Genomic DNA, 22529 nt, shown 5'->3' with positions numbered 1-22529 from the left:
TGGAAACCCGAAGCTGATTTTATAAAAAAGGTGTTATCGCGCAAACCGGCCGCGCTGGCGCAGCAGTTCGCGATGCAGTTCTGGATTGCGTTCAAACGCTTCACGGCCATGCAGCCAGAACCGGTTGTTCAGCATGATCAACTCGCCGGACGGGAGGTCAAGCCCGAATGTCGCCGGGGAATTTTCCATTGAATCGGATAGTTCCTTTAAGTAATTGGCCTCCTGGATATTTTCCGGATTGGCGAACTGGTCGATGAAGCAGATGCACGGCCCGTTATTGTGCTCATAAAAGGTTGTACGCAGTACTTTTTCTTCAACGTTCTTGCTTGGCGGCGCCTTATACACGATCTTCTGCTTCGCAAGCGGATGGCTGTAGAACTTATCAAGTTCTTCCCAGTCATCAAGGTGAAGCAGACGCGAACGGCCGCCAACTGCATTCTTTTCCTCGAATTTCATCATCAGGAGCCAGTCCGTCGGCTCATCCACATACGTTCCGTCCGTGTGAAGCGTGAACTGGCGGTAAGCCTGGCGCAAGTATGAATCGCTGTTATCCGTATGCTTCACGGAGAAACGAGCATAGTATTTGCCGCTCATCGCGTCGAAATTAGGGATGCCGACAAGATGGGTCAAAGCCGTCGAGAACTTCACATACTCGTCCTTGTCGACTGTCAATCCGTTCAGCCCGATTGTAAATCCGCCCGTCTTCCGGTCATGAAGGATGCTTCGTACATCATCCTGCAGGCTTTTATCTGTGAGTTTCAACAATGCATCAGAAACGAAAAAACGCATATAAGGGATATACTCGAGCTGCTGGCTGCGGATGTCTTTTGTTTCTTCCAGAAAGCGTTTAATCACTTCATCGCCAAGTTCCACTTTGTAAAGCCTGCTGTGTTCAGGATTCACCGTAATCGAATAGCCATTTCCTTTTTTCACTGCTTGTTCATCAACCTTCATCGCGCACATATGATTTCCCTCCATTTTGAGTGTAAAATTTTCATTTCTCAAAGCCAAGCCGTCAACTTGCCGCACGTGTGAAAGGGCCCTTTTCAAACACAAAAAGCCAGTAATTCTCCTATACAGGAAAATCACTGGCTCTGAACTCCGTTTTCCCTTTGCCAAGGTTATGGGAGCTTTGACAGTCTATTATTCGTTATTCATTTAAGTCAGCTTTCAATGCAGCATGACTCGCCGGATTTTGAAAGGGGCTGCCTTTCTAAATGGGAATTCATTGCTGTTATGAATCATAATAAATGAATGCGAATTTTCTGTCAACATTTTTATAGTGGATATGTTGTTAATGGGTTTGGAAAATCGGTTTGGACTCTTGCCTGGGTTTAAGGATTTTTTCAAAAAACGGTCTGCCCTTATGATTCAATAGAAAGTAAGTATCAGGCAATAAAATATATTAATCCAGCATCTCAATCATAATCCGTACTGCCTCCAACAGATCACGTTGAGACCAGCTCGGCAAACTCTTATCTTCCATAGCGAGTTCATGCGATGCCGGCAAATGAATGAATCCTGCATAACAATCAGCACCGCTCGTGTTCATTTCATGAAGCATTTCATACATCACATTGTTGCATAAGTAAGTCCCGGCGGTATTAGAGATTTCTGCCGGCAGCCCTTTAGCCTGGAGGCCGTTGGCAAATTCACGGATTGGCAAAGTTGAAAAATAGGCGTCCGGTCCATCTTCAGCAATGCGTTCATCGACAGGGATCCGTCCCCTGTTATCTTTCACTCCATCATTGATATTGATGGCGACCCGCTCTGGAGTTATCCGGTTTCTGCCGGCGGCCAAACCCAGTGAAATGACAACATCCGGCTTTAATTCATGATAATAATCGATCAGCTCCCCGGCCGACCGGGAATATTCCACCGGCAGCACTTGCCCGAATACCCGGTAATCGCCGATTTCGCTTCCGTCCAATTTTTTTGCAATTGTCTCGGTCGGATTCAAACTGTGATTCAAGAACGGTTCAAACCCTGTGAGCAGCAGCTTTTTCATCGTTCTCTTTCACCTTCCTTTATAAATACCTGACCCCCGACGCGTTAACGCACCGGGGGCCGGCCATACACCGTTTACGCGCGGTACCGCTCAAACCACCCGCAAATCTCCTCAAGCCGCGCCACCCGCAGCTGCGGATCTCCGCTTCTGGACAGATTATGGTCAGCACCCGGAAACCGGACGAACCGTGTATCTTTGCCCTGGTGCTTCAGCGCGATGAACAGCTGCTCGCCCTGTTCGATCGGGCAGCGCAAGTCATTTTCGGAATGAAGGATCAACAGCGGCGTTTCAATGTTTTTGACATACTTGATCGGCGACTGGTCCCACAGTTTGCCCGGGTCTTCAAACACCGTGCTGCCGACTTCCCATTTTGTAAAGAAATAGCCAATATCACTGACGCCGTAAAAGCTGTGCCAGTTCGAAATCGAGCGCTGCGTGACCGCGGCTTTGAAGCGGCGGTCATGGCCGACGATCCAGTTGGTCATGAAGCCGCCGTAACTGCCGCCGGTTACAAACAGCTGGTCCCGGTCAATGAAGGAATACCGTTCAAGTGCCTGGTCGACAGCAGTCATCAAATCACGGAAATCACCGCCGCCATAGTCGCTCCGGTTTGCATTCACGAACTTTTGACCGTACCCCTGGCTGCCCCGCGGATTGGTGAACAAAACCGCATACCCTTTTGAGGCAAGGACTTGCATTTCATGGAAAAACGTATTGCCGTACATCATGTGCGGGCCGCCGTGGATTTCAAGGACCATCGGATACTGTTTTCCTTCTTCATAACCCGCCGGTTTCATCATCCAGCACTGGACGGTAAAGCCGTCTTCCGTTTCCACATCAAATGTTTCCGGAACGGAAATCTCTTTGCCGTTCAACAGGCCTTCATTTGAACCAGTCAGGCGCTCTTCTTCCCCGCTCTTGAGGTCAATCGAAAAGAGATCACCCGGCGTTTCCGGATCGTTGACCGCGAGAACAGCACGGTTTTGCCCGTGATGAATGCTCAATCCGTACACCTGGCGCGTACCGCCGGCAACCCGTTCAAGCGAACCATCCATCTTCACATAAAAGACATGGGTATTCCCTCTTTCACTCCCAAGAAAATAAAGGCCTTCGCCATTTTCCGACCATTCCAATCCCGCCATCTGGCCGGACTGCAGGTCATTCATGTTCACATCAAGCGGCACCAGGTCAGCTTCTTTTGTCAGATTGGCCGGTTCACCGCCCTCAAGGTCGGCAACGAACACATCCTCAATCGTCGCCCCCTCAAATTCAAAGTCATGGCCGAGGAAGGCAAGCGAGTTGCTGTCCGGTGAAAAAGCCGGCGCCAAAAAACTGCCTTCGAACTGATTCATCTTTACAGTCGAACCATCCCGAAGATTCATGACAAATACGTCCGATCTCATATACCGGTCAGGCGCTTCCTCCAGCCGCCTGACATAAGCAAGCTTCTTCCCATCCGCTGAAATGGCGGCCGATTCATGATCATATGCACCTTCTGTCAGCTGCCGCACCGAACCATCTGCCAGGTTCAGCAAGCCGATCTGTTCATATGTGTTTTCCAAAAAGCCGACACCGTCCGCTTTGTAACGGAGCTGTTCTATGACGAGCGGCTTCTTCTCTTCGTCTTCCTTCTCTTTTGATTCTGTCTCTTCAATCGATTCATCGTCTGCAAGCGAGGTTGAGAACAAAAGCCCTTTTGCATCAGGCATCCAGACAGGCGATCCGGCCCCGTTTTTGCAAAACGTCAGCTGCTTCGCTTCCCCGCCGGCAGCCGAAATGAGCCAGATTTGATTTTGTTCGGAACGGTTGGACACAAACGCGACCGACTTGCCGTCAGGCGACCATTTCGGCGCCGAATCAAGCGATGCGCCTGATGTCCACTGGATATCCTCCTTTGAATCCAAATCGATCATATGTAAATGTGACTGGTACTTCTTTTCATCATTGATTTCCTTTTTGACATACACCGCTTTCTTCCCGTCCGGCGATATGACCGGATCACTGACAAACTTGAATTGGTATAAGTCTTCCGCGGTAAAATTTTTGGTCATCGTCTGTTCCACTCCCTATTATTGGTTCTTGATATAAGTGTAGCAGTTTTACAGATAGATAGGTAGGGAGCCGAATAGACATAAAAAGGTGCGGAACCTTTTTATTCCGCACCTTTTCCAAACAAGGGAAGCTCCCCCTACTCCCCCGGCTTATTCCGTTTATCCAGAATCCATTTAAGCATGGTCGTACGCTGAAGTTTTGGACGGATGGACGAATAGACTTCTTCAAGAAACATTTCCTCTTCATTGCTGAAGATGAGCCTGCATGCATTTTCTGGGCCCGCTTCCGCATGTTCGATATGATTCAGGAAGAGGTATGTAACCATGACATCTTCATGCGATCGGGTCGGAAACGCGATGATTCCGAGCGCATAGGATACGGACAGCGGCAGCATCTGTTTGCTTTGCAGCAGGATTCCTGCAGCTTTACGGCTCCCGTCAAACGTGTTCCCGTAAAATTCACAGCTGCTCTCAAGATGCTTCTTCGGCGCGCCTTTCAGCTTGTAAGAGCCTGTCGTTTCCTTTGCCACCGTGCAGGCATTGCCGTTCTCGTCAAAATAGGGAACCAATGCCATTGTTTCCTGATTAATAAGATATTTATTTTTCCTATCCACCAACCCACTCCCTTTCATTTTAAGGGAAAAGAGGATATACTGGGAAATAGATGAGAGGTTTGACCTCTTTTCCCTGCCCTCAGGTACAGGTTCGCGGCCTACCTGAGGGTTTTCCTTATGATTCTGGATTGTTCGCTGTCCCCACCCCCGCTTGTCATCCTCACATTATATTCACCTCCTTTCAGGCTTGTCTCTCTTTTTCATCCTGCAGATCTCCACCTTGAAAGGACTTCTCTATCTGACTCCCTGTTAATAGACTTCAACCACACCGTGCCAAAAACAAAAATAAAAGAGTCCTGCAATAGCAGCACCCGGAGTGTAGGTTGAATGATGTTTTCCGCCAGTTGTCCATTTCCTTGCAGCACCTGAATCCGCGCATGTTCAGTGTTCCGTCTCGTTCAGCATCTATTGGTCCGTCCGCTTCTTGCTCTTGTAATGGTTAACCTTTCCGATTTGAATATCATCACGTAGGATTTCTTAACATAATTCATTGTACCTATAAATTCCAAATAAAAGCAACTATTTTTTATAATATTTTAACTTTTCTGTATAATAATCCCGATTTTCGTCAGGTTGCGACAGTGGAATCGCACCCTTTGACCCTGTTTTTGCCGTATGAATCTTTTGTTGCCAATCAGATAGAAAAATAGAAAGGACACCGCAACGGCATCCTTTCTGTTTGAATATCATTTATTCAGCGATGGAGCCGGCTCATTCAACCTTGATTCGACTGCCTCCACAATGTTGTTCATGCCGGTCAGGACATTCTGATACGGATGCACATTGTTCCGGTACACAATCCCCCGCCTGCTCAATGAGTCCACAACCGTAAATCCGATCCGCTCATCCGCCGAGCCCGCTTCATAGGTGAACAAAAACAGCGGAACATCAAACGCCTGTGCCAGCTTCACATTCGGCAGCCAGGAATTATAGTTCGGACCTTTGGTATGAAAGTAGCGGGCCGGATCGGCTTTCTGGTCGGTCAGCTCAAACTTCGCTGTAAATATGTTTTCCACAATGGCTTTGATCTCATTATCTTTCACAATATACCCATCAACATTTCCGCCCCAGGCCATGTTGTTGGCCTCCAGCAGGTTGTCAAACGACGACCTGCTCACCCGCGGCTGTGCTTCATATAATCGCTTCGGCTGCCGGGTGCCTTTGATCCGTGACCACCAGATTAAAAAAGGGGCTCTATCCAATTTATACAGAAACTTATACTCCCCTGATGGATAAAGAACTTCGTAAATATGAAACTCCCAATCCCGCTGGGCAACCATGTAAAATGGAATGCCCAGTTTATTTGCAATGATATGCCTGGCCCCTATTTCCTGCGGGGTGTATAACGTCTCCACACTAATTTCTTCCCCGGCCTCATAGTCAACCGCCTCGATACATGCGGTAAAATGATAGGCAGTGTCCAGCGTCAGGCCCTCCAGCTGATGGATATTCAGCCTGTCAAAAAAGTCGGTCCTGAACTGATGCTCACGTTCTGTCGTCCTTATCTTCACGTCACCACATCCTGTCCATCTCTACTCAAACCGTCTGCTGCCTCTCCTTCAACTGCTCAAACAGTTTCTCCACCGTTCCGATTCCGACATTCGAGTATTTCGCAAGGATAACCAGTTCCTTCGGCAGCTGCCCGACCGTCTCGATCTCATCCTCGTTCAGCTGGCGCAGCAGGCTCGGAATTCCCTTGAACTCTTCTGCATTCAGCGGAATACCGGCAAGTGACTCGGTGACGACAACATACTCATCCCCGAAAAATAAAAACAGTTCACCGGGCCGTTCCAGCGCAACCTGGCGGCGGGTTTTCTCTTCTTCAATAAAAGTCTTCAATTCTTCGAAAAGCGTCTCATCATTTTTCTCGTTATACCGTTTTACGAGTTTATGAAGCCCTTCCAGATGGTTCGGCAGTTCGCTCATGATCCGGGCCTGCTGTTCGGCGCCTAGCCTGATGAGGAAGGTTTCGGATTTCGCGAACCGCTGCGGCAGCAAAAAGGCATCACGCAGAAAGTATGGGACGTCAAGCCGGCGGTCTTTATAGGTAATCGTGCGGATTGCCGTGAACCCGGGCGGTTCCGGTTCTGCCGCAAGGACCTTCTCCTCCGCCGGAGCAGCCGTCGCCGCTGTTTCCTGATGGGCGCTTCCGCCTGTCATCTGTCCGATGGACCTGGCCAGCAGCTCCTCCATCGATTTCAGACGGACTTCGAGTTCATTCTGGTCATAGCCCTGTTCAGTCTTTGGCGCCGGATCCTGATAATCCGGAACAGTCATCGAAACCGGGCCGTACACTTCCACATACCATTTCACGATTTCATAGACGGCTTCCCATGACTTTAATGCCTCCGAATAGCGGAACATCCGCGCATCGTGTGCTGCCTGGTTGCCGATCATCCGTACATGATGAAGCGCATCAAGGATATCTTTTTCCAGAATGCCGTGTTCATTCAGCAAATCAAGCCGTTCCTTCAGGTTCGTCCCCGGCATTTCTGCGAGCTTCTCAGCCTGAATCACTTTCTTTAAAATGTTTTCCACAAATACGCGCGCATGGGTCAGCATCGTCCGCGGACTGGAAAAAATGCTGTTCTCAAGCTCGCGCGCCACCAGTGCCAGTTCCTTTGAAACCGGCTCCAGAAATTGATAGAAATACGTCTGGCTGCTCATATGTATGTCCCCCTCTAAACGCTTTGGCTAAGCGGTCTACTCCCGTTTCCATTATACATTATTTACCTGCCGGAAAGGCTGTTCTTTCCAAAATAATCAAGGCCAACACCGGCTCAATCCCGGCATTGGCCCCACTTGTCTAGATTCCCTCTTTGAATGTCCCATACTGATCGGCCAACTTATACGCCACACCGTTTTCCAGCGCCTCAAAATGCTTGCGTCCGCATATGATTTTGCCGTGTTCGGTGAGACGCAAGTCTTCCTGGGCGGTGCTCCCTTTCGTCTCGACCACAAAGTAGAGCGTTTCGGCACCGTCTTTTTCCACCAGGATGGCCCAGTCCGGATTGTAGTTGCCGAGCGGTGTGTCGATGACGAACGAGGACGGCAGCTTGATGAACAGCTTCACATCATCATCGTGATTCAAGCTTTCCGCAAATTCCCGCTCAATGTTGGAGTCATAGCGGATGTAATTATAAACGGATTTGCCGCTTGATACTTCAACCGCATTCGCCTTCATATAGCCGACGAGCTCCTGGTGTTCGAACAGCGACTGCTCATAAAAGGCATGGTCGCCGATCCGCTCATATTTGATGCCGTCAACGATGAGCTTTTTCTTTTCGCGGTTGATGATCTTCATGACCGCTTCCATGAACGCCTGCGGATTTTTCTCAAATTCGTCAAGGCGCTTCGAGCCGATCAGAATACCGACGAGCGTCCGCCTTTTCAGATTCGTTTGTTCCTGCAAGTAGCGGAGGATGTCAGGCAGGCGCCGTTTTTCCTCATCTGCCTCATAGACGCGCATCGTCTGCCCTTCGCCGGAAATGCCCGAATGGTCGACGTTGATGCGCGCATTCTCACGTCTGATCCTTCTCGCCTTGAACCGGTCGAGCTTCTGGATTTCGGCGATGGAGCGCTGCTTCAATGTTTCGGCATCAAGCTCAACGGAATATGTCGTCTTGTACTTGATGCGGTCCCACAGTTCCTTGAATTCGTCCGTGAGCAGCACTTCCTTGTTCAGCTTGATGTCCGCTTCATCCTTCTTGTTGAAAACCGGCAGCTTCTTGATCGACTTGCGGATCACCTGCTCGATGTCGGCTTTCATCCCTTCAAACGCTTCTGGAACTGCAAACGATTCGGATGCGATCGCTTCCTTCAGCGCTTCCTTCACCTTGCCCTGTTTCGTCACATAGTTTTCTTTGACAAGGTGCGAGAAAATTTCAGAGGACGTTTCATAGCCGATCTCCCTGCTTTCACCTGTCGCTTCATCACGAACCGGTATCAATGCAAAAGAGTGCTCCTCAAGGTAGCCGAACTTGACACCGGTTTCCTCTTCCATTTCGTTTTGCAGCGTCTCGGCGAACTGCTGGTACGATTCGTTGGCGATCACCGTCAGGATATTGACGTTCTCATCGTAGCTGCGCCTCCCGTCCTGGTCGACCGCAAGCCGCAGTCCGCGCCCGATTTTCTGCCGCTTCGTGAGCGGGTCCTTCGTTTCCACGAGCGTGCAGATCTGAAAGACGTTCGGGTTGTCCCAGCCTTCTTTCAGGGCCGAGTGGGAAAAAATGAACCTTAGCGGCGTATCGAAGCTGAGCAGCCGCTCTTTTTCCTTCATGATGAGCTCGAACGCCGATTCGTCCGCTTTGTTCGACCGCAGGCTGCCGTCCTTATTCATCTTGCTGTCTTTGTAGTGGCCCTGTTTGTCCTGGGAAAAATACCCGTCATGCACGTCTTCCGCCTTGTGATTGGAAATGTACGCATCCTCCTCAAACAGCGTCCGGTATTTCGGCTGCTTGATCAAGTGGCTGTACTCCTCTTCAAACATCCCGGCATATTTCCCTTTTTGCCATGCTTCCCCTTTCGGATACACGCGGTAATTCTCGACTTTATCGATGAAAAACAGCGTCAGCACTTTGATGCCGCGGTGGACGAGCCTGAGTTCCTTATCAAGGTGCGTCCGGATCGCTTCCCGAATCTGATACCGTTTCAGCAAATCATCATCAATCCCGCCGACCGATTCGCCGAGCCGGAGGACGCTGCCGTTTTCGAACTCGACCGATTCATTGCCGGGGAGGCAGTCGATGCCAGCCACGACATAACCGCGGTATATATCGCGCTCACCGGAGACGAGGTACAGATCGTTTTTCGAATTCGGATTGATTTCCTTCTTCGCCCGCTTCACAGTCCCCTTCTTCGTCAGCACATCGAGTTCGACCGTCGCTTTATAGCCGTTTTTATTCGAAACATCAAGCAGTTTGATGTACGGATCGTTATAGTCATCATCCGAGTTGATCGACAGCACCTCGATCTTTTTCACGAGTTTCTGCTCATACGCATCGACCGGGTCGAGCTTATACATCAGATTGTACGTCTCGCGGTGGGTCGCCGAATAACGGAGCTTGCAGAGCGGATTCAGCGATGCGATCGCTTCCTTCGCCTTCCCGGTGTTATCGACGCTCTGCGGTTCATCGAGGATGACGATCGGATTCGTCTCCTGGATGAACTGGATCGGCTTTTTGCCGTTCATCGTGTCGCGCTCGCGGTGGATCAGGTTCGCCTTGTTTTCCTTCTCCGGGTCGTCAAAACTTTTCCGGAACGCGTCGATGTTGATGATCATCACTTCGATACTCGTGCTCGTCGCAAACTCGCGCACCTGCTCGAGCTTCGACGAATCGTATTTGAAAAAATGGCAGTGCTGGCCCGGATACTCCTGTTCAAAATGCTCTTCTGTCATCTGCAGCGATTTGTAGACCCCTTCGCGGATCGCGACACTCGGCACGACGATGATGAACTTGGAAAAACCGTATCGTTTGTTCAGCTCAAACATCGTCCGGGTGTACACATATGTCTTGCCTGTCCCTGTCTCCATTTCGACAGTGAAGTTCCAGTCCTGGATGTTCCGGCTTTTCTGCAGGTGATTCCGCATCTGCACCTTTTGCACGTTTTCGAGCACTTCCGCTTCCGACAGCTCGAGCTTGTTGCCGATCCCGAGCTCGGTGATTTCCTGGCCGACGATATCGCCCATGCTGACGGTGAAGTTGGACGCTTTGACCGTCTGCCCTTCGAAAATATCGGTGATGGACTGGATGGCATCAAGCTGGTACTGCTGCTTATCAAACTTAATCTTCACAATTCCATCCCCCTTATATCACCCGGATATCTTCGACGCCGTACCGTTTCAGGATCTGCTGGGCGTTCGTTCGGACCGTATCATCTTTGAAGCCTTCATCGTAAAAAACGATGCGCGCCGGCTGCTGTTTCGCCATTTCTTCAATTTGATCGAGCGTCAAATCGCGTTCGAGGCAGACGAGCAGATAACCGAACCCGGCCGAGTACACCGTCTTGCCGGCGATTTCCGTCTTTTCGATCGGAACCGTCAGATCAACCCCGTACTTCAGCAAAATCTCATACACGACATCTTCCTGCGAACGGCCCTCTTTGACCGGTTCGACGAGATCGAGTAAATCCTGTTCAAGATCCAGCGATTCCTCATCCCATACTTTCAGGTTCGTTTCATCGAGCTTGAACACTTTGAACCCGGCATCAAGCCGGCCCGCTTCATCGCTGTTGTCAGCCAGCACTTTTTTGCCGGCCCGGCGGATCCGTTCCATCGCGATATCGCTGATCGTCCGGTACCCGTCCTTATAGGCTTCCGACTTCTCATCAACCGCTTCCGGAAGCTGCACGAGAAGGAAGCGGCGGTTCGTGCCGTCTTCCGCGTTCTTTTCAAAAATCGCCTGCGCGGTCGTCGCCGAGCCGGAAAAGAAGTCCATGATGAGCGAATCGTCATCTGTGTACAAGTCGAGCATCCGCTTGATCAGCCCGGTCGATTTCGGATAATCGAAATAAGCTTTCCCGCCGAACAGTTCCTTGAGCTTCTGCTTCGCATCCTGGGAATGGCCGACATCGGTATAGCGCCATACCGTCATCGGCGTGATGCCCGTTTTGACCTCGCTCAAAAACCGCTTGATGCGCGGGACATTGTTGCCGTCTTCCCCGAACCAGATGCGGTTGTCGGCGACAAACTCCTCAAACCGCTCTCTCGTCAGGCGCCAGCAGTACCCGCTCGGCGGCATGACCTTGCGGCCGGACGGCGTCGTGATTTCATACACCTTCGCCGGCACGATCGGACCAACCGACAAATCGCCGGACGTCCACGGACCCCGCGGATCGTCATCCGGATTCGTATACCTGTCGTTCGATTCATCGTCGCGCTTGATGCCGTAGCATTCAAGTTCGGGAAGGTTTTTCGCATACACGAGTATGTAATCATGGTTCTCTGAAAAATGCTTTTTCGTGTTGACCGGCGAAAACGCCCGCTCCCAGATCACGCTTGCGACAAAATTGTTTTCGCCGAAAATCTCATTGCAGATTTTCTTCAGGTTGTCGACTTCCTGATCGTCGATGCTGATGAAAATGACCCCGTCATCCGTCAAAAAGTTTCGGGCGATTTTCAGGCGCGGGTACATCATATTCAGCCAGTCGGTATGGAAACGGCCGCTGATCTCCGCATTCGACTTCATGTTTTCATCGAGCCTCTCTTTATAGCTCTTCACATTGTCCTTGAAGTCATCTTTATAGACGAAATCCTTGCCGGTATTGTAGGGCGGATCGATATAAATCAGTTTCACTTTGTTCCGGTAGGCATTCTGCAGGGTGCGCAGCACTTCCAGGTTGTCGCCTTCGATATAAAGGTTCTGCGTCGTATCCCAGTTGACGCTCTCCTCCTTCGCCGGACGCAATGTGCCGGCTGTCTGTTTCTGGGCGAGCTGGATTGCTTCCGTCTTGCCGTTCCAGGTGAACTCGAAGCGCTCTTTCTCTTTCTCGACATTTTCGCCGAGCGCAAGCCGCAGTTTATCGATGTCGACTTTGTTTTCCGTGAATACATCCGGAAACAGTTCTTTCAGCTTGCTGATGTTGTCATTCACAACATCAAATGTCTTTCCGTCCATTTTTTCCACTTAGCACAACTCCCTTATTGCTTGTAATTGACCGTCCAATTGCTGTTCGAGTCGCTTAATTTTCATGTTGAACTCCATCTTGGCGCCGAAATCGAGCAGCCCTTTCTGTTCTTTTTTCAGCTGATCGATTTCCTTTTGTAATCCGTCCGCCTTTTCCAGTGCGGAAAGGACGCTGGTGCGGTTCCCCCTGTCAGCAGACATCATTCCCAGAAGAGGAATGACCTTTTCACACGTCACCCACTGCCGGATATCGTCATAGAACGTGTAAAAGTTTTCAAATGACAGATTCGTTACAGCGAGGGTGTCGAGCAGCCGACCGTACGGGCGCCCCTCTTCTTCGGCGGCCCGGAACCATCCGGTCATCACCGGCGCTTCCGTCACTATCTCCATCCTATCATTTCTGCTGAGCCATTTATGGCACACACTCAGCATCATCTCTTCATCAGGCGATGCCATGATCAGCACGACCGGGTTCGGAATCGCCTTATGGACTGCTTTGACGATCCGGCCGGCGTTTTTGGCTGTCCGCAGCTGCACATACACCCAGACGACCTCTGCATAATTGATGTCCTCGGTTTTGAACACCGGGATGTTGATGCTCTGCTGGTTCATGACACTCAGCAAGTAAACCCCCTCGATCTGCGAAGTGAACAGTTCCTTTTCAGAAGCCGACAAATCGCCCTGCGTGAAAAACGCCTTCTTAGGGATTTTACGGTTCAGCACCGTCCGGGCCGGGATCTCAAACCTTTGAATCAACCAATCTCTCATGTTCACTTCACCTACTTCAATATTAAAAATGATACGAGTTCAAAGTCATCCGTGTTCGTGCCGCTGTCTTCAAGCAGGTTGGAGCTGCCGAGGCTGAACAGCGATTCCATCCCCTTTTCCTCCACGATGCCAAGCACAAATTCGATGACGTGATCAAACAGCTCCCGGTAGGCCGACATGTCGCTCATGTCCCCTGTTTCCTCATTGAACTGATGGATCAATTCATTGAACACATCCTTCTGTCCATACGCGGCTTTCCGGTACAGGTCGAGGATCTGCTTCGTTTTCGAATGACCGAGCTTGATTTCCCCGTCCATGCCGATAAAAACGAGATAGTACGGATACAACGCGCTCGTGTCCTTCACTTTCGCTTTTGCATTGCGCTGTCTGATGCAGAAAATGACACCCGGCTCCATGCCGTCAGCAGGTGCGAGCTGCAATGACGAAACGGCGTGCAGACCGAGCGGTGCCGTTTCGATTTTCTTCTTGTTTGTCTGCATATAATCAAGCAAATCCATTTTAAAATCATTCAGCGTCAAATCGGTGATCGAAATTCCGCCTGAAATATCCTCAAGATCGATCACTTCCTCCTGAAGCTGCTTCAGCTGTTTCGACCGGTATTCAAGATCATTCATCTGTTTCTTTTCGTCATACTCGATGACATTCTCTTCCCCTGTCGCCGAGATATCGAGCAGCACCATCCGGCCGCTCACGCGCGCTTCGAGGTTGATGTATTCATCAAGATCCATATTCGGCCAGAAGTTCACGAGCTGGATGACATCATTCTTCGACCCGAGCCGGTCGATCCGGCCGAAGCGCTGGATGATCCGCACCGGGTTCCAGTGGATATCATAATTGATGAGATAATCGCAATCCTGCAAGTTCTGCCCTTCGGAAATGCAGTCTGTCGCAATCAACAAGTCGATTTCGCCGTCAACACCGGTATCGAGCTTGCCCCGTTCCTTGGAAACCGGCGAAAAATGGGTCAGGATCGAGTTCAGATCCCTTTGTGCACCGCCAAGCGTCGTCTGGTTGCCGCCGGATCCGGTGACAAGCGCACTGTTCAATCCATACATCTCCGTCATCCACTCCGACAGCTCTTCATACAAATAGCCGGCCGTATCCGCAAAGGCGGTGAAAATGATGATCTTTTTGTTGTTGTCATTGATCGGATTCGTTATTTTTTCCGCAATCAATTCTTTCAATCTCGTCAGCTTCGCATCGCGCGGCACCTGGATTTTGGCCGTTTCGACAAGCAACCGCTCCAGCTTCTGCTGATCCTCTTTCAGATCCTGCTTCCATTTGACGCGGTCGATGTCCTGCAGCAGTACTTTCACCTTCGAGCCGATAAGCATGTTTTCCACATCGTCATCATCAATGTCGATATCGTTGATCGTCACATTCTCGTCCGAATACTGCTGGATGTGATCGAGCCTGTAAAGCAGGTCGTCAATCTTCGTTAGCAGCGAAGCGACCGTTTTGCCAAACGAGTGAATCGAGCTTTCCATCCGCTTCAACAGGTTCACCCGCATCAAATGGACGAGGCTGCGCTCGCGGTCGATTTGCTTGAAAACAGAGCCGCCCTTGATTTTCCGGTCATACTTGCGGCTGTATTCGTCCTGTTTTTCGGGCAGGACGTAGCTTAACGGCGAGTACGCACTCAAATTCAACCGGTTGATGAGCGTATTGACTTCCTTGATCGCCGGAAATTCATTCTGGACATCAATATCCGCATACACGTTCTTCGGCTTGAGCCGGGCCGGGAACTTGCCGATTTCCGCCATATCGTAGTATTTCTCGATATGCTTTCGTGACCTTGCGATCGTGACGGCATCGAGCAGTTTAAAATAATCGAAGTTCAGCATCTCAAGCAGCGCATCCGATTTCCGTTCGCTGTCCGGAAGCTTCAGCCACTTGTTGAACACCGTCTGTGCTTTGCGGAGCGCCTGCTCGACGCTTTCGATGCCGACATCCTGCAGCGCATCGTCTTTGCCTTCGGTGATGAACGCGACCTGGTTTTTCAAATCATTCATTTTATTGTTAACAGGAGTCGCCGACAGCATCAGCACCTTCGTCTTCACGCCCGCTTTGATGATTTCATTCATGAGCCTGGAGTAGCGCGTTTCATGGTCGCTGCGCGCATCGTTATTCCGGAAGTTATGCGATTCATCGATGACGATCAAATCATAATTGCTCCAGTTCACCGTCGCAAGATTGATGTCACCGGAAAACCCGCCCTGCCGGCTCAGATCCGTATGGTTCAGCACATCATAATTGAAACGGTCGTCGGCGAGCACATTCCGTTTGTCGTTCTGCGTGAAAATCTGCCAGTTCTCCCGCAGCTTTTTCGGACAAAGCACGAGCACCCGGTCGTTCCGGAGCTCATAATACTTGATGACCGCCAGCGCCTCGAACGTCTTCCCGAGCCCGACACTGTCGGCGATGATGCAGCCGTTATGCTTCTCAAGCTTATCGATCGCTCCGAGCACACCGTCTTTCTGGAACTTGTAAAGCTTGTTCCAGATGACCGTCTCTTTGAAGCCCGTCTTCGACTTCACGATCGCATCCTCATCAAATTCCTCAAGGTAATCCCTGAACAGATTGTAAAGCGTCACATAGTAAAGGAACTCGGGCGTGTGATGTTCATACAGCACCTCGATCCGCTCAAGAACTTCATCCTTCACCTCTTCGATAATTGCTTCATTGTCCCAGATATCGTTGAACCATTCAATATACTTTTTCGTGAACTGCTGATCATCAATCAGCGTGTTCATCGCAAGTGCCGGCGAATAGGTATACCCGAGCCCGCTGCTCGTGAAATCCGAACTGCCCTGGATGGCAACCGATGAACCATCTTTATTTTCGACATGGAACATCCGCGTCGGCGTCAGCGGCGATGTCAGCGACTTCATCTCCACCTTCGACCTGATCCAGGCCGCACATTCCTTCGCAACCTTCGCCTGCGACAACTCATTGCGAAGCTTGATCTCCAGCTCCGACCCGGACAGCCGCTGCTCCCGTTCCGCCTGCTGCGGATCAACCGGCCCTTTTGCATGTTTCTCAGATGTGAAAGCGGGATCGATGAACAAAAACCGCAGTTCCTCCACCTTCATCAGTTCCTTCTTCAAGGACTCAAACGCATATATGGTAAAAAGGGATGACATGACCGCCACTTTCGCATCTTTTTTGAAGTAAGGCTTTAGCGCATCCCCGACTGATCCTGTTTTTTTATTGTCTAGCATTTTCCCGAGCATGATTGACCTCCCTGAAATAGACGGTAACTTTTTTATAGTCTTATTTTATATTATATTGGTAGAATTTTGTATGTGGTTGGGGGAATTTGGTGGTATCCAAATAATAGGAACTACTTAAACAAGAAAAAGGTGCCGATTGACACCTTATTTTAGTTCAGTTATAAAATGTTTTTGTTAGCTCTGGGCACCATCGCTGGCGGCATTTCTTCTTTCAGTCTCCATATAAAGTTCATTGGCTTATCTCCTGAGTGACTGACATGTTCTGCAGTACCTAAAAACGTATACGGAGCAGCAGTATATGAGTCATCCCTTTTATATTCCCGTACAAATAATGCTATTTCATTGCCGGTTTTCCGATGATTAATATAGCGCTTAGCTGTTGGACTGTTTTCCGATACGCGACTTTGTGTTTGCCAGTGGAACAGCCTTTCATTGATCGCATAATCTTCATAAAGCGTGGAAGGCGAAAAGTCTTTTTCTGATTTGTTCAAAGTGATAAAAAAGACATCCACTTTTTTATCTTCGAGGTACTTAGCACCTTCTCGAAAAGCTGGACTTTGTTCTTCTGTATAGTAACCGAGACCAGCTAACACTTGCGAGGTAGAATACTTACTATGAACCCCTAAAGGACTAGAGAATGAAAAGTCATTTTCATATTCCAAACTTTCCAGATGCTCATAGTTGTACTGAAGAATTTCTTCTATTTCTGTTTTAAAATATGGATTTTCTACTACCTTCTTTAGTGCTTCTTTTAAAGAAGCAAACCCCTCTTTCCTTGGATTGTGACTGTAAAAAGAGTAGTAAAATATTGCTTCCATAAGCTCTTCTTCTTCCGTTACACTTTGGAAATTCTCAAGATATCCAAGCAAAAACTTGAGTAGTTTTCGTGAGTTCAAATGAAATAAGTTCGCAATCCGCTTTTCTAAAAGCTTTTCCATCGAAGATTCAAACTCTGGTATAAGTCCTGCTTCGACTTTTAGACGCGAAAACGTGCGGTCTCCTGTCTTACCATAAATATCAGTCAGAGACATATGGTGATAAGTGAGAAAACTGGCTAACGTCAACTCTTTTCCGGTATCTTCAGTAAAGTGTTTTAGTTTACTTATAATATTTACGCGTGAGTTGGTTGAGGTTTTAATGTTTCTAAGAATATATTCCTTAGCTTGTTTTTCAAGTTGAATGAAACATCCCTTTGGCAGGTTAAAAAAACCGTTCTCTACATAGTAACGAACTGAATGTTTTGTTTTGCCAATCAAGGCGCGAAATTTCTCTTCAAAATCATAATTTTTATGTGCTTGTCCAATAAAGTCCAACACAGTCAAACATTCTTTGTGTTCTGATAAACGCAGCCCCCGACCTAATTGCTGTAGAAAAACGGTTAAACTTTCTGTCGGTCTTAGGAATAAAACAGTATTTACTTCGGGGATATCAACACCTTCATTGTACAAATCAACAACGAAAATAAACTTGATTTCCCCTTTAATAAGAAGGTCCTTTGCTTGTTTTCTAGTTTCATCATCGGAACCGCCATAAAGAGCAACTGAAGGAATACTGTTTTTATTAAAAAAGTCTGCCATATAAATTGCATGCTCAATACTTACACAAAATCCAAGACCTTTTACTGTTTCTATATCGGTTACATATTGATAGATGCTCTTTATGATTTGGTTACTTCTAATTTTATTGGTCGTATAAACGTTTTCTAGTTCTTTAATATCATATCCTTTGCGGCTCCATTTCAATTTAGACAGATCAACTGTGTCGGTTACACAAAAATATTGAAATGGGCTTAACAATTTCCGGTCAATTGCTTCAGTTAGTCTCATCTCTGATGCAACGGCATGGTCAAAATATGAAAAAATATCTTTTCCATCCATGCGTTCTGGTGTTGCTGTTAAACCAAGTAATATTTTCGGTTGAAAGTGACTTAACAATTTCTGATAAGATGGTGCTGCTGCATGATGAAACTCATCAACGATGATGTAATCATAATAATCACTCGTTGTTTTTTCATATAACTTAGAACTGTTAAAACTTTGGATACTAATAAAAAGATGATCTATGGATGAAGGGCTATTCTTCCCAACCAATAAGTCGCCAAAATTAAAATCTTTTAAAATCGCTCTGAATGTATCCAGGCTTTGCTTTAAAATCTCTTCGCGATGCGCCACAAAAAGTAGCTTGGCATTACGAGGGTTCTGTTGTTTAAAACGCCGATAATCAAACGCAGAAACAACTGTCTTACCAACACCGGTCGCAGCAATTAATAAATTACGAAAACGCCCGTAAACATCCCTTTCAACCTGAAGATTCTCTAACATTTCCTTTTGATAATAATAAGGCTGAATATCAAAATTAAAATGGACCTCTTGTTCATTTGCATTTTTCTTCTTTAACGCCATCTTAAGTTGTTCTTGATCCCTTTCTATATCCCCGTTAAAAAACTTAAATTCCGGATCATTCCAATAGCTTTCAAACGTAGCATTGAACTTCATCATGACATCAAAAGAGTCCTGTTCAGTCACCTTTAAATTCCACTCAAGCCCTGTCGTTAATGCAGGATTTGAGATATTTGATGAGCCTATGTATGCCGTACTAAAACCGGTATTGCGCCTAAACATATATGCCTTAGCATGCAACCGTGTCCGATCTACATCATAGGATACCTTTATTTCCGTATTTTTTAATTTACTAAGTTCGATAATGGCCTTATAATCGGTCGCTTCCATATAAGAAGTTGTAATGACCCGAAGCTTCCCCTCTTTCTCTTCCGTAAACTTACGGAGTTCTTCTATCATTACCCGCAAGCCACTCCATTTAATAAATGAAACTAGCATATCAATCTCATCAGCTGACTGAATTTCTTTCTTGATCTCACTCAGCATATTGGGTTCATAATGGGAACCCGTAAACAAAGAGCTTTGCGAAATTGAAGTAACAGGGCGAACTGTCTTTTGTTTCCCAATTCCTCGCAAGCTATTTACTTTTGAATAAAGTGCTGTTAAAACTTCGCCTTCTTCTTCAATTTGCATCTTGGCGAATTCCTGATCATTTAGATGATCTCGTAAGGTTAGAATGATATCGTTACATGTTTTTATTTGTTTGAGAAGTGCTTCTTTGTCATTCGTTCCACTGTCTCGTACATACTGTAGGGCTTTTCTGGTCACAGATTGAATGTATGATGACAATACTTTTCTTGCTTCTTCTGTGTCTAGTGGTTCCTTTTCTATATCAAAATGGCTGTCACTTAGGTTAATTAGTTCTTCTTTTAGTTGTTGGGTTATGATTTGTTCGTAGATTCCGGAATTGAGCATTGGACAACCTCCCGACTGGAAATTTATACACTCATTTCATCTTTCTTAGAAAAATATTCTTGTAATCGATAGTTACAAATATTATAGGTGAATGAAAAAAGAGTGTTTAAACCGGTTTTATCTATAGAAAAATTCAACTTAAAGATATTATTTTCAAAAACAGTAATACCCTTAGAGCTGCCACTCCACTTTGACATTGGCATCTTAGCAATTAGATTAGAAACTCCAGTTCGATCATACTCCCACAACTTCCTCGTCTTCTTATCCGAAAAATCCACCCGCTTTCGGTACTCCTTCTCAGTCAAGTACCGATGAAAAAACGGAGCGACCTCCTCCGGAGTAACCGGCTTATACCAATCCTGCTCCCCCCTGCTCAGCATATATTTCAACAAAACCATCTTATAGCTCTTAGCCATACCTGTCCGCTCAACTTCTTCAAGCCATTCCCGATAACGCCTGTACACTTCACTCTCATGCTCACTTAACTCATTAGCCCAGTATAGAAACCCAGCAAAAGATTTAAATTCCTGCTTGTATTCCCTGGTGTTTACGTTCCCATGCAAATGCATTTCCAGATAAGTCGGCCGCCTTCCCAATTCCTCTTTTAAAGTAAAATAAGCATCACGCAGCTTTTCCTTCCTTGGCTGTTTCTTTTTAGCCAGTTCATCTAACAGATTAATAACCTTAACGTCCAGATCAACTTTGCATTGCTTAGGTACAACTGGCTCTGTGGCCTTTTTCTTTTTCTGTTTGCTATCTGCTCTTTCTGTATCAAATAAACTCAGTTTAATATCCGCATTTCGGTAGTTTCCGATTAAATCGATTATGGTGCAATGCTGCTTGCCGTCATGCAAACGGAGGCCTCGCCCTACCTGTTGAGTAAAGACAGTCAGAGATTCAGTCGGCCTGACAAAGAGCAGGGTATCCACCGGTGGAATATCGACACCTTCATTAAATAGATCAACAGTAAAGATAACATCAATTTCGCCCTTTTCCAGCTTCTGAATGGCTTCACTCCTGCCAATATCGACAGTCTGTGAATGAAGGCTGATCGTTTGATACCCTTTACGATTAAAATAATCAGACAGGAATTGGGCCTGTTTAATGGAAGAACAGAACCCTATTGTTCTTGTTTGTTTATGCTTATACCAGGCCTGAATTATATTCTCTGCTGTTTCATCTCTCAGCTGTGCAGCCAGAAGTTCTGCCTGGTCGTATTTTGTGCCGAGCCAGGTGATCTGTGAATAATCGGTACCATCGTAAACCCCATAGTAATGGAACGGCGCCAGCCAGCCGTGCTGGATTGCCTCAATGAAATGCATTTGAAAAGCGACATTGCCATCGCAAATGGCGTAAACATCTTTTCCATCCATCCGGTCGGGAGTTGCTGTAATTCCCAGAAGGAACTGTGGCTTGAAATGATTAAGAACTCGTTCATACGACTTGGCAGCTGCATGGTGAAATTCATCCACAATGATCAAGTCGAAGTGATCTGGCGGGAAGTTTGCCAGATGTTCTTTCATGCTCAATGTATAAATGGAAGCGAAAATCGTATCGGCGCTTCCTTCTTTTATTCTTCCGTTATAGATTCCGTATGTCCGATCCGGTATGATTCTATTAAATGATTTATGTGCCTGGTGCAGGATTTCTTCCCGGTGGGCAATGAAGAGGACACGCTTAAACTTTTTCGCCCAGAACGCAGCCAGATAAGTTTTTCCGAGGCCTGTTGCCATCACGACCATCGCCCGGTTGTAATCTTCTTCAATTGTTGAATTTAACGCTTCCAATGCCTCTTTTTGTGCAGGCCGTGGTTCAATCTTTATATCGTATGTTTCCGGGGGATCGATAACTTGTTCCCCATGCTTGTTTTTTTCTTCAGCAGGAATCATCATTTCGATTTCTTCTTGCTTTGCCCAGGACCTGGCAAGGTGCGGGTGTTTTAGGTGATACTGTTCATATTGCTTTTCATATGCTTTTACTGTTTCTTCATTTACGGGAATCGTCAGCTCATCATAAAAAACTTTCAAAAACCTGTCCACTGCATCTTCATATGTACCCAGCTCCGCGCCTCTTTCCATGACCAAATTCCATTCAACCCCCGTAGTAAGGGCTGAACGTGAAAGATTGGAGGAGCCTACAATAAAGGTGCCTTCCTCTTCATTTTTAAACAAGTATGCCTTTGGATGAAAAGAAGTCCCATTGCTCCTCCATAAACGCACTTCAACATTCTCATAGTCCGGTAACAATAGTTCTTTCAGCGCCTCTGGGTGTGAGACAAATAAGTAGTCACCGGTGCAGATCTTTATATCCGCACCCCGTTTGGCCGCATCAAGTAAATAGGGTTTAAGCAGCTGCACCCCTGACTTCATGACAAACGAGGTCAGGATATAAACGGTGGCAGATTCAGTGATTCCCTTGATGATCTGGTTTTGTACGTTTTCAGTAACCAGTTTGATTTTACTCATCTTCTACCTGGATCAAGAATATTTTGTCGTTAAATCCGCCTCTTTTCTCAGCTTTTTGTTTGCGGACTTCTTCCACTTGTTCAATTGATGATCCATGGGTTTTGGCCAGGGCGTGAATCAATTCAAGAACATCGGCAAGTTCTTCGACAGCATCTTGGTCATTTGAGGTTTCAAAGTACTCTTCCACTTCTTCTGTAAGCTTTCTGCGAAGAGCTGTTATGTAGTCACTGTCTGATAAAACTTTAGTTGAGTATTCTAAACCTTTGTTTTCAAGTATGTTTGGAATTCGATTTCTGACAAGTTTGTTGTATATCGGCATATTATCCCCCCATTATGCTATGTGCCTATGTGCCGGCCTTGGTTACTACCCTTATTTTACCATTATCGTCAAGTTATTCTATATAGCAATAATAATAGAATAGGCGCACCA

General features: G+C 47.3%; 13 protein-coding genes. All 13 read right to left on the bottom strand.

Going from position 1 to position 22529, the window contains the following annotated elements; translation table 11 throughout:
• Positions 1-33: 33 nt before the first annotated feature.
• The 13 genes from glaH to A4U59_RS15245 all read right to left on the bottom strand — a co-directional run bounded on the left by glaH (position 34) and on the right by A4U59_RS15245 (position 22418).
• A complete protein-coding gene (gene glaH / locus A4U59_RS15305) occupies positions 34-963 on the bottom strand; it encodes a glutarate dioxygenase GlaH (RefSeq protein ID WP_066174469.1) in 930 nt (309 codons plus the stop codon).
• A 442-nt stretch (positions 964-1405) separates the two neighbouring features.
• Positions 1406-2008, bottom strand: coding sequence for a pyroglutamyl-peptidase I (gene pcp, locus A4U59_RS15300; protein ID WP_066174466.1), 603 nt, complete (start codon positions 2006-2008; stop codon positions 1406-1408).
• Between the two features lie 74 nt (positions 2009-2082).
• The gene (locus A4U59_RS15295; RefSeq protein ID WP_066174460.1) at positions 2083-4059 is read right to left on the bottom strand and encodes a S9 family peptidase; all 1977 of its coding nucleotides are present in this window, start codon (positions 4057-4059) and stop codon (positions 2083-2085) included.
• A 137-nt stretch (positions 4060-4196) separates the two neighbouring features.
• Positions 4197-4673 carry a competence protein ComK gene (locus A4U59_RS15290; RefSeq protein ID WP_066174457.1) on the bottom strand — a complete coding sequence of 159 codons (477 nt, stop codon included), beginning with the start codon at positions 4671-4673 and terminating at the stop codon, positions 4197-4199.
• 686 nt (positions 4674-5359) lie between these two features.
• Positions 5360-6184, bottom strand: coding sequence for a hypothetical protein (locus A4U59_RS15285; protein WP_066174454.1), 825 nt, complete (start codon positions 6182-6184; stop codon positions 5360-5362).
• A 25-nt stretch (positions 6185-6209) separates the two neighbouring features.
• The gene (locus A4U59_RS15280; protein ID WP_066174452.1) at positions 6210-7340 is read right to left on the bottom strand and encodes a DUF4145 domain-containing protein; all 1131 of its coding nucleotides are present in this window, start codon (positions 7338-7340) and stop codon (positions 6210-6212) included.
• Between the two features lie 139 nt (positions 7341-7479).
• Positions 7480-10467, bottom strand: a complete 2988-nt coding sequence (locus A4U59_RS15275) for a type III restriction-modification system endonuclease (RefSeq protein WP_066174449.1) — start codon at positions 10465-10467, stop codon at positions 7480-7482.
• A gap of 13 nt (positions 10468-10480) precedes the next feature.
• Positions 10481-12289, bottom strand: a complete 1809-nt coding sequence (locus A4U59_RS15270) for a site-specific DNA-methyltransferase (protein ID WP_211274951.1) — start codon at positions 12287-12289, stop codon at positions 10481-10483.
• A 9-nt stretch (positions 12290-12298) separates the two neighbouring features.
• The gene (locus tag A4U59_RS15265) at positions 12299-13066 is read right to left on the bottom strand and encodes a DUF4391 domain-containing protein (protein WP_066174444.1); all 768 of its coding nucleotides are present in this window, start codon (positions 13064-13066) and stop codon (positions 12299-12301) included.
• An 11-nt stretch (positions 13067-13077) separates the two neighbouring features.
• Positions 13078-16320: a helicase-related protein gene (locus A4U59_RS15260; protein WP_066174441.1), complete on the bottom strand. Its 3243-nt coding sequence runs from the start codon at positions 16318-16320 to the stop codon at positions 13078-13080.
• A 158-nt stretch (positions 16321-16478) separates the two neighbouring features.
• The gene (locus A4U59_RS15255; protein ID WP_066174439.1) at positions 16479-19634 is read right to left on the bottom strand and encodes a DEAD/DEAH box helicase; all 3156 of its coding nucleotides are present in this window, start codon (positions 19632-19634) and stop codon (positions 16479-16481) included.
• Positions 19635-19657: 23 nt separating this feature from the next.
• Positions 19658-22099, bottom strand: coding sequence for a DEAD/DEAH box helicase family protein (locus tag A4U59_RS15250; protein WP_066174436.1), 2442 nt, complete (start codon positions 22097-22099; stop codon positions 19658-19660).
• Positions 22092-22418, bottom strand: a complete 327-nt coding sequence (locus A4U59_RS15245; protein WP_066174433.1) for a nucleoside triphosphate pyrophosphohydrolase — start codon at positions 22416-22418, stop codon at positions 22092-22094. The genes A4U59_RS15250 and A4U59_RS15245 overlap by 8 nt, the downstream gene beginning before the upstream one ends.
• Positions 22419-22529 lie beyond the last annotated feature (111 nt).

This window comes from Bacillus marinisedimentorum (assembly GCF_001644195.2).
Lineage (GTDB): Bacteria > Bacillota > Bacilli > Bacillales > Bacillaceae_O > Bacillus_BL > Bacillus_BL marinisedimentorum.
The sequence above is the reverse complement of the archived record's forward strand: the minus strand, read 5'-3'. Positions and strand labels throughout refer to the sequence as shown.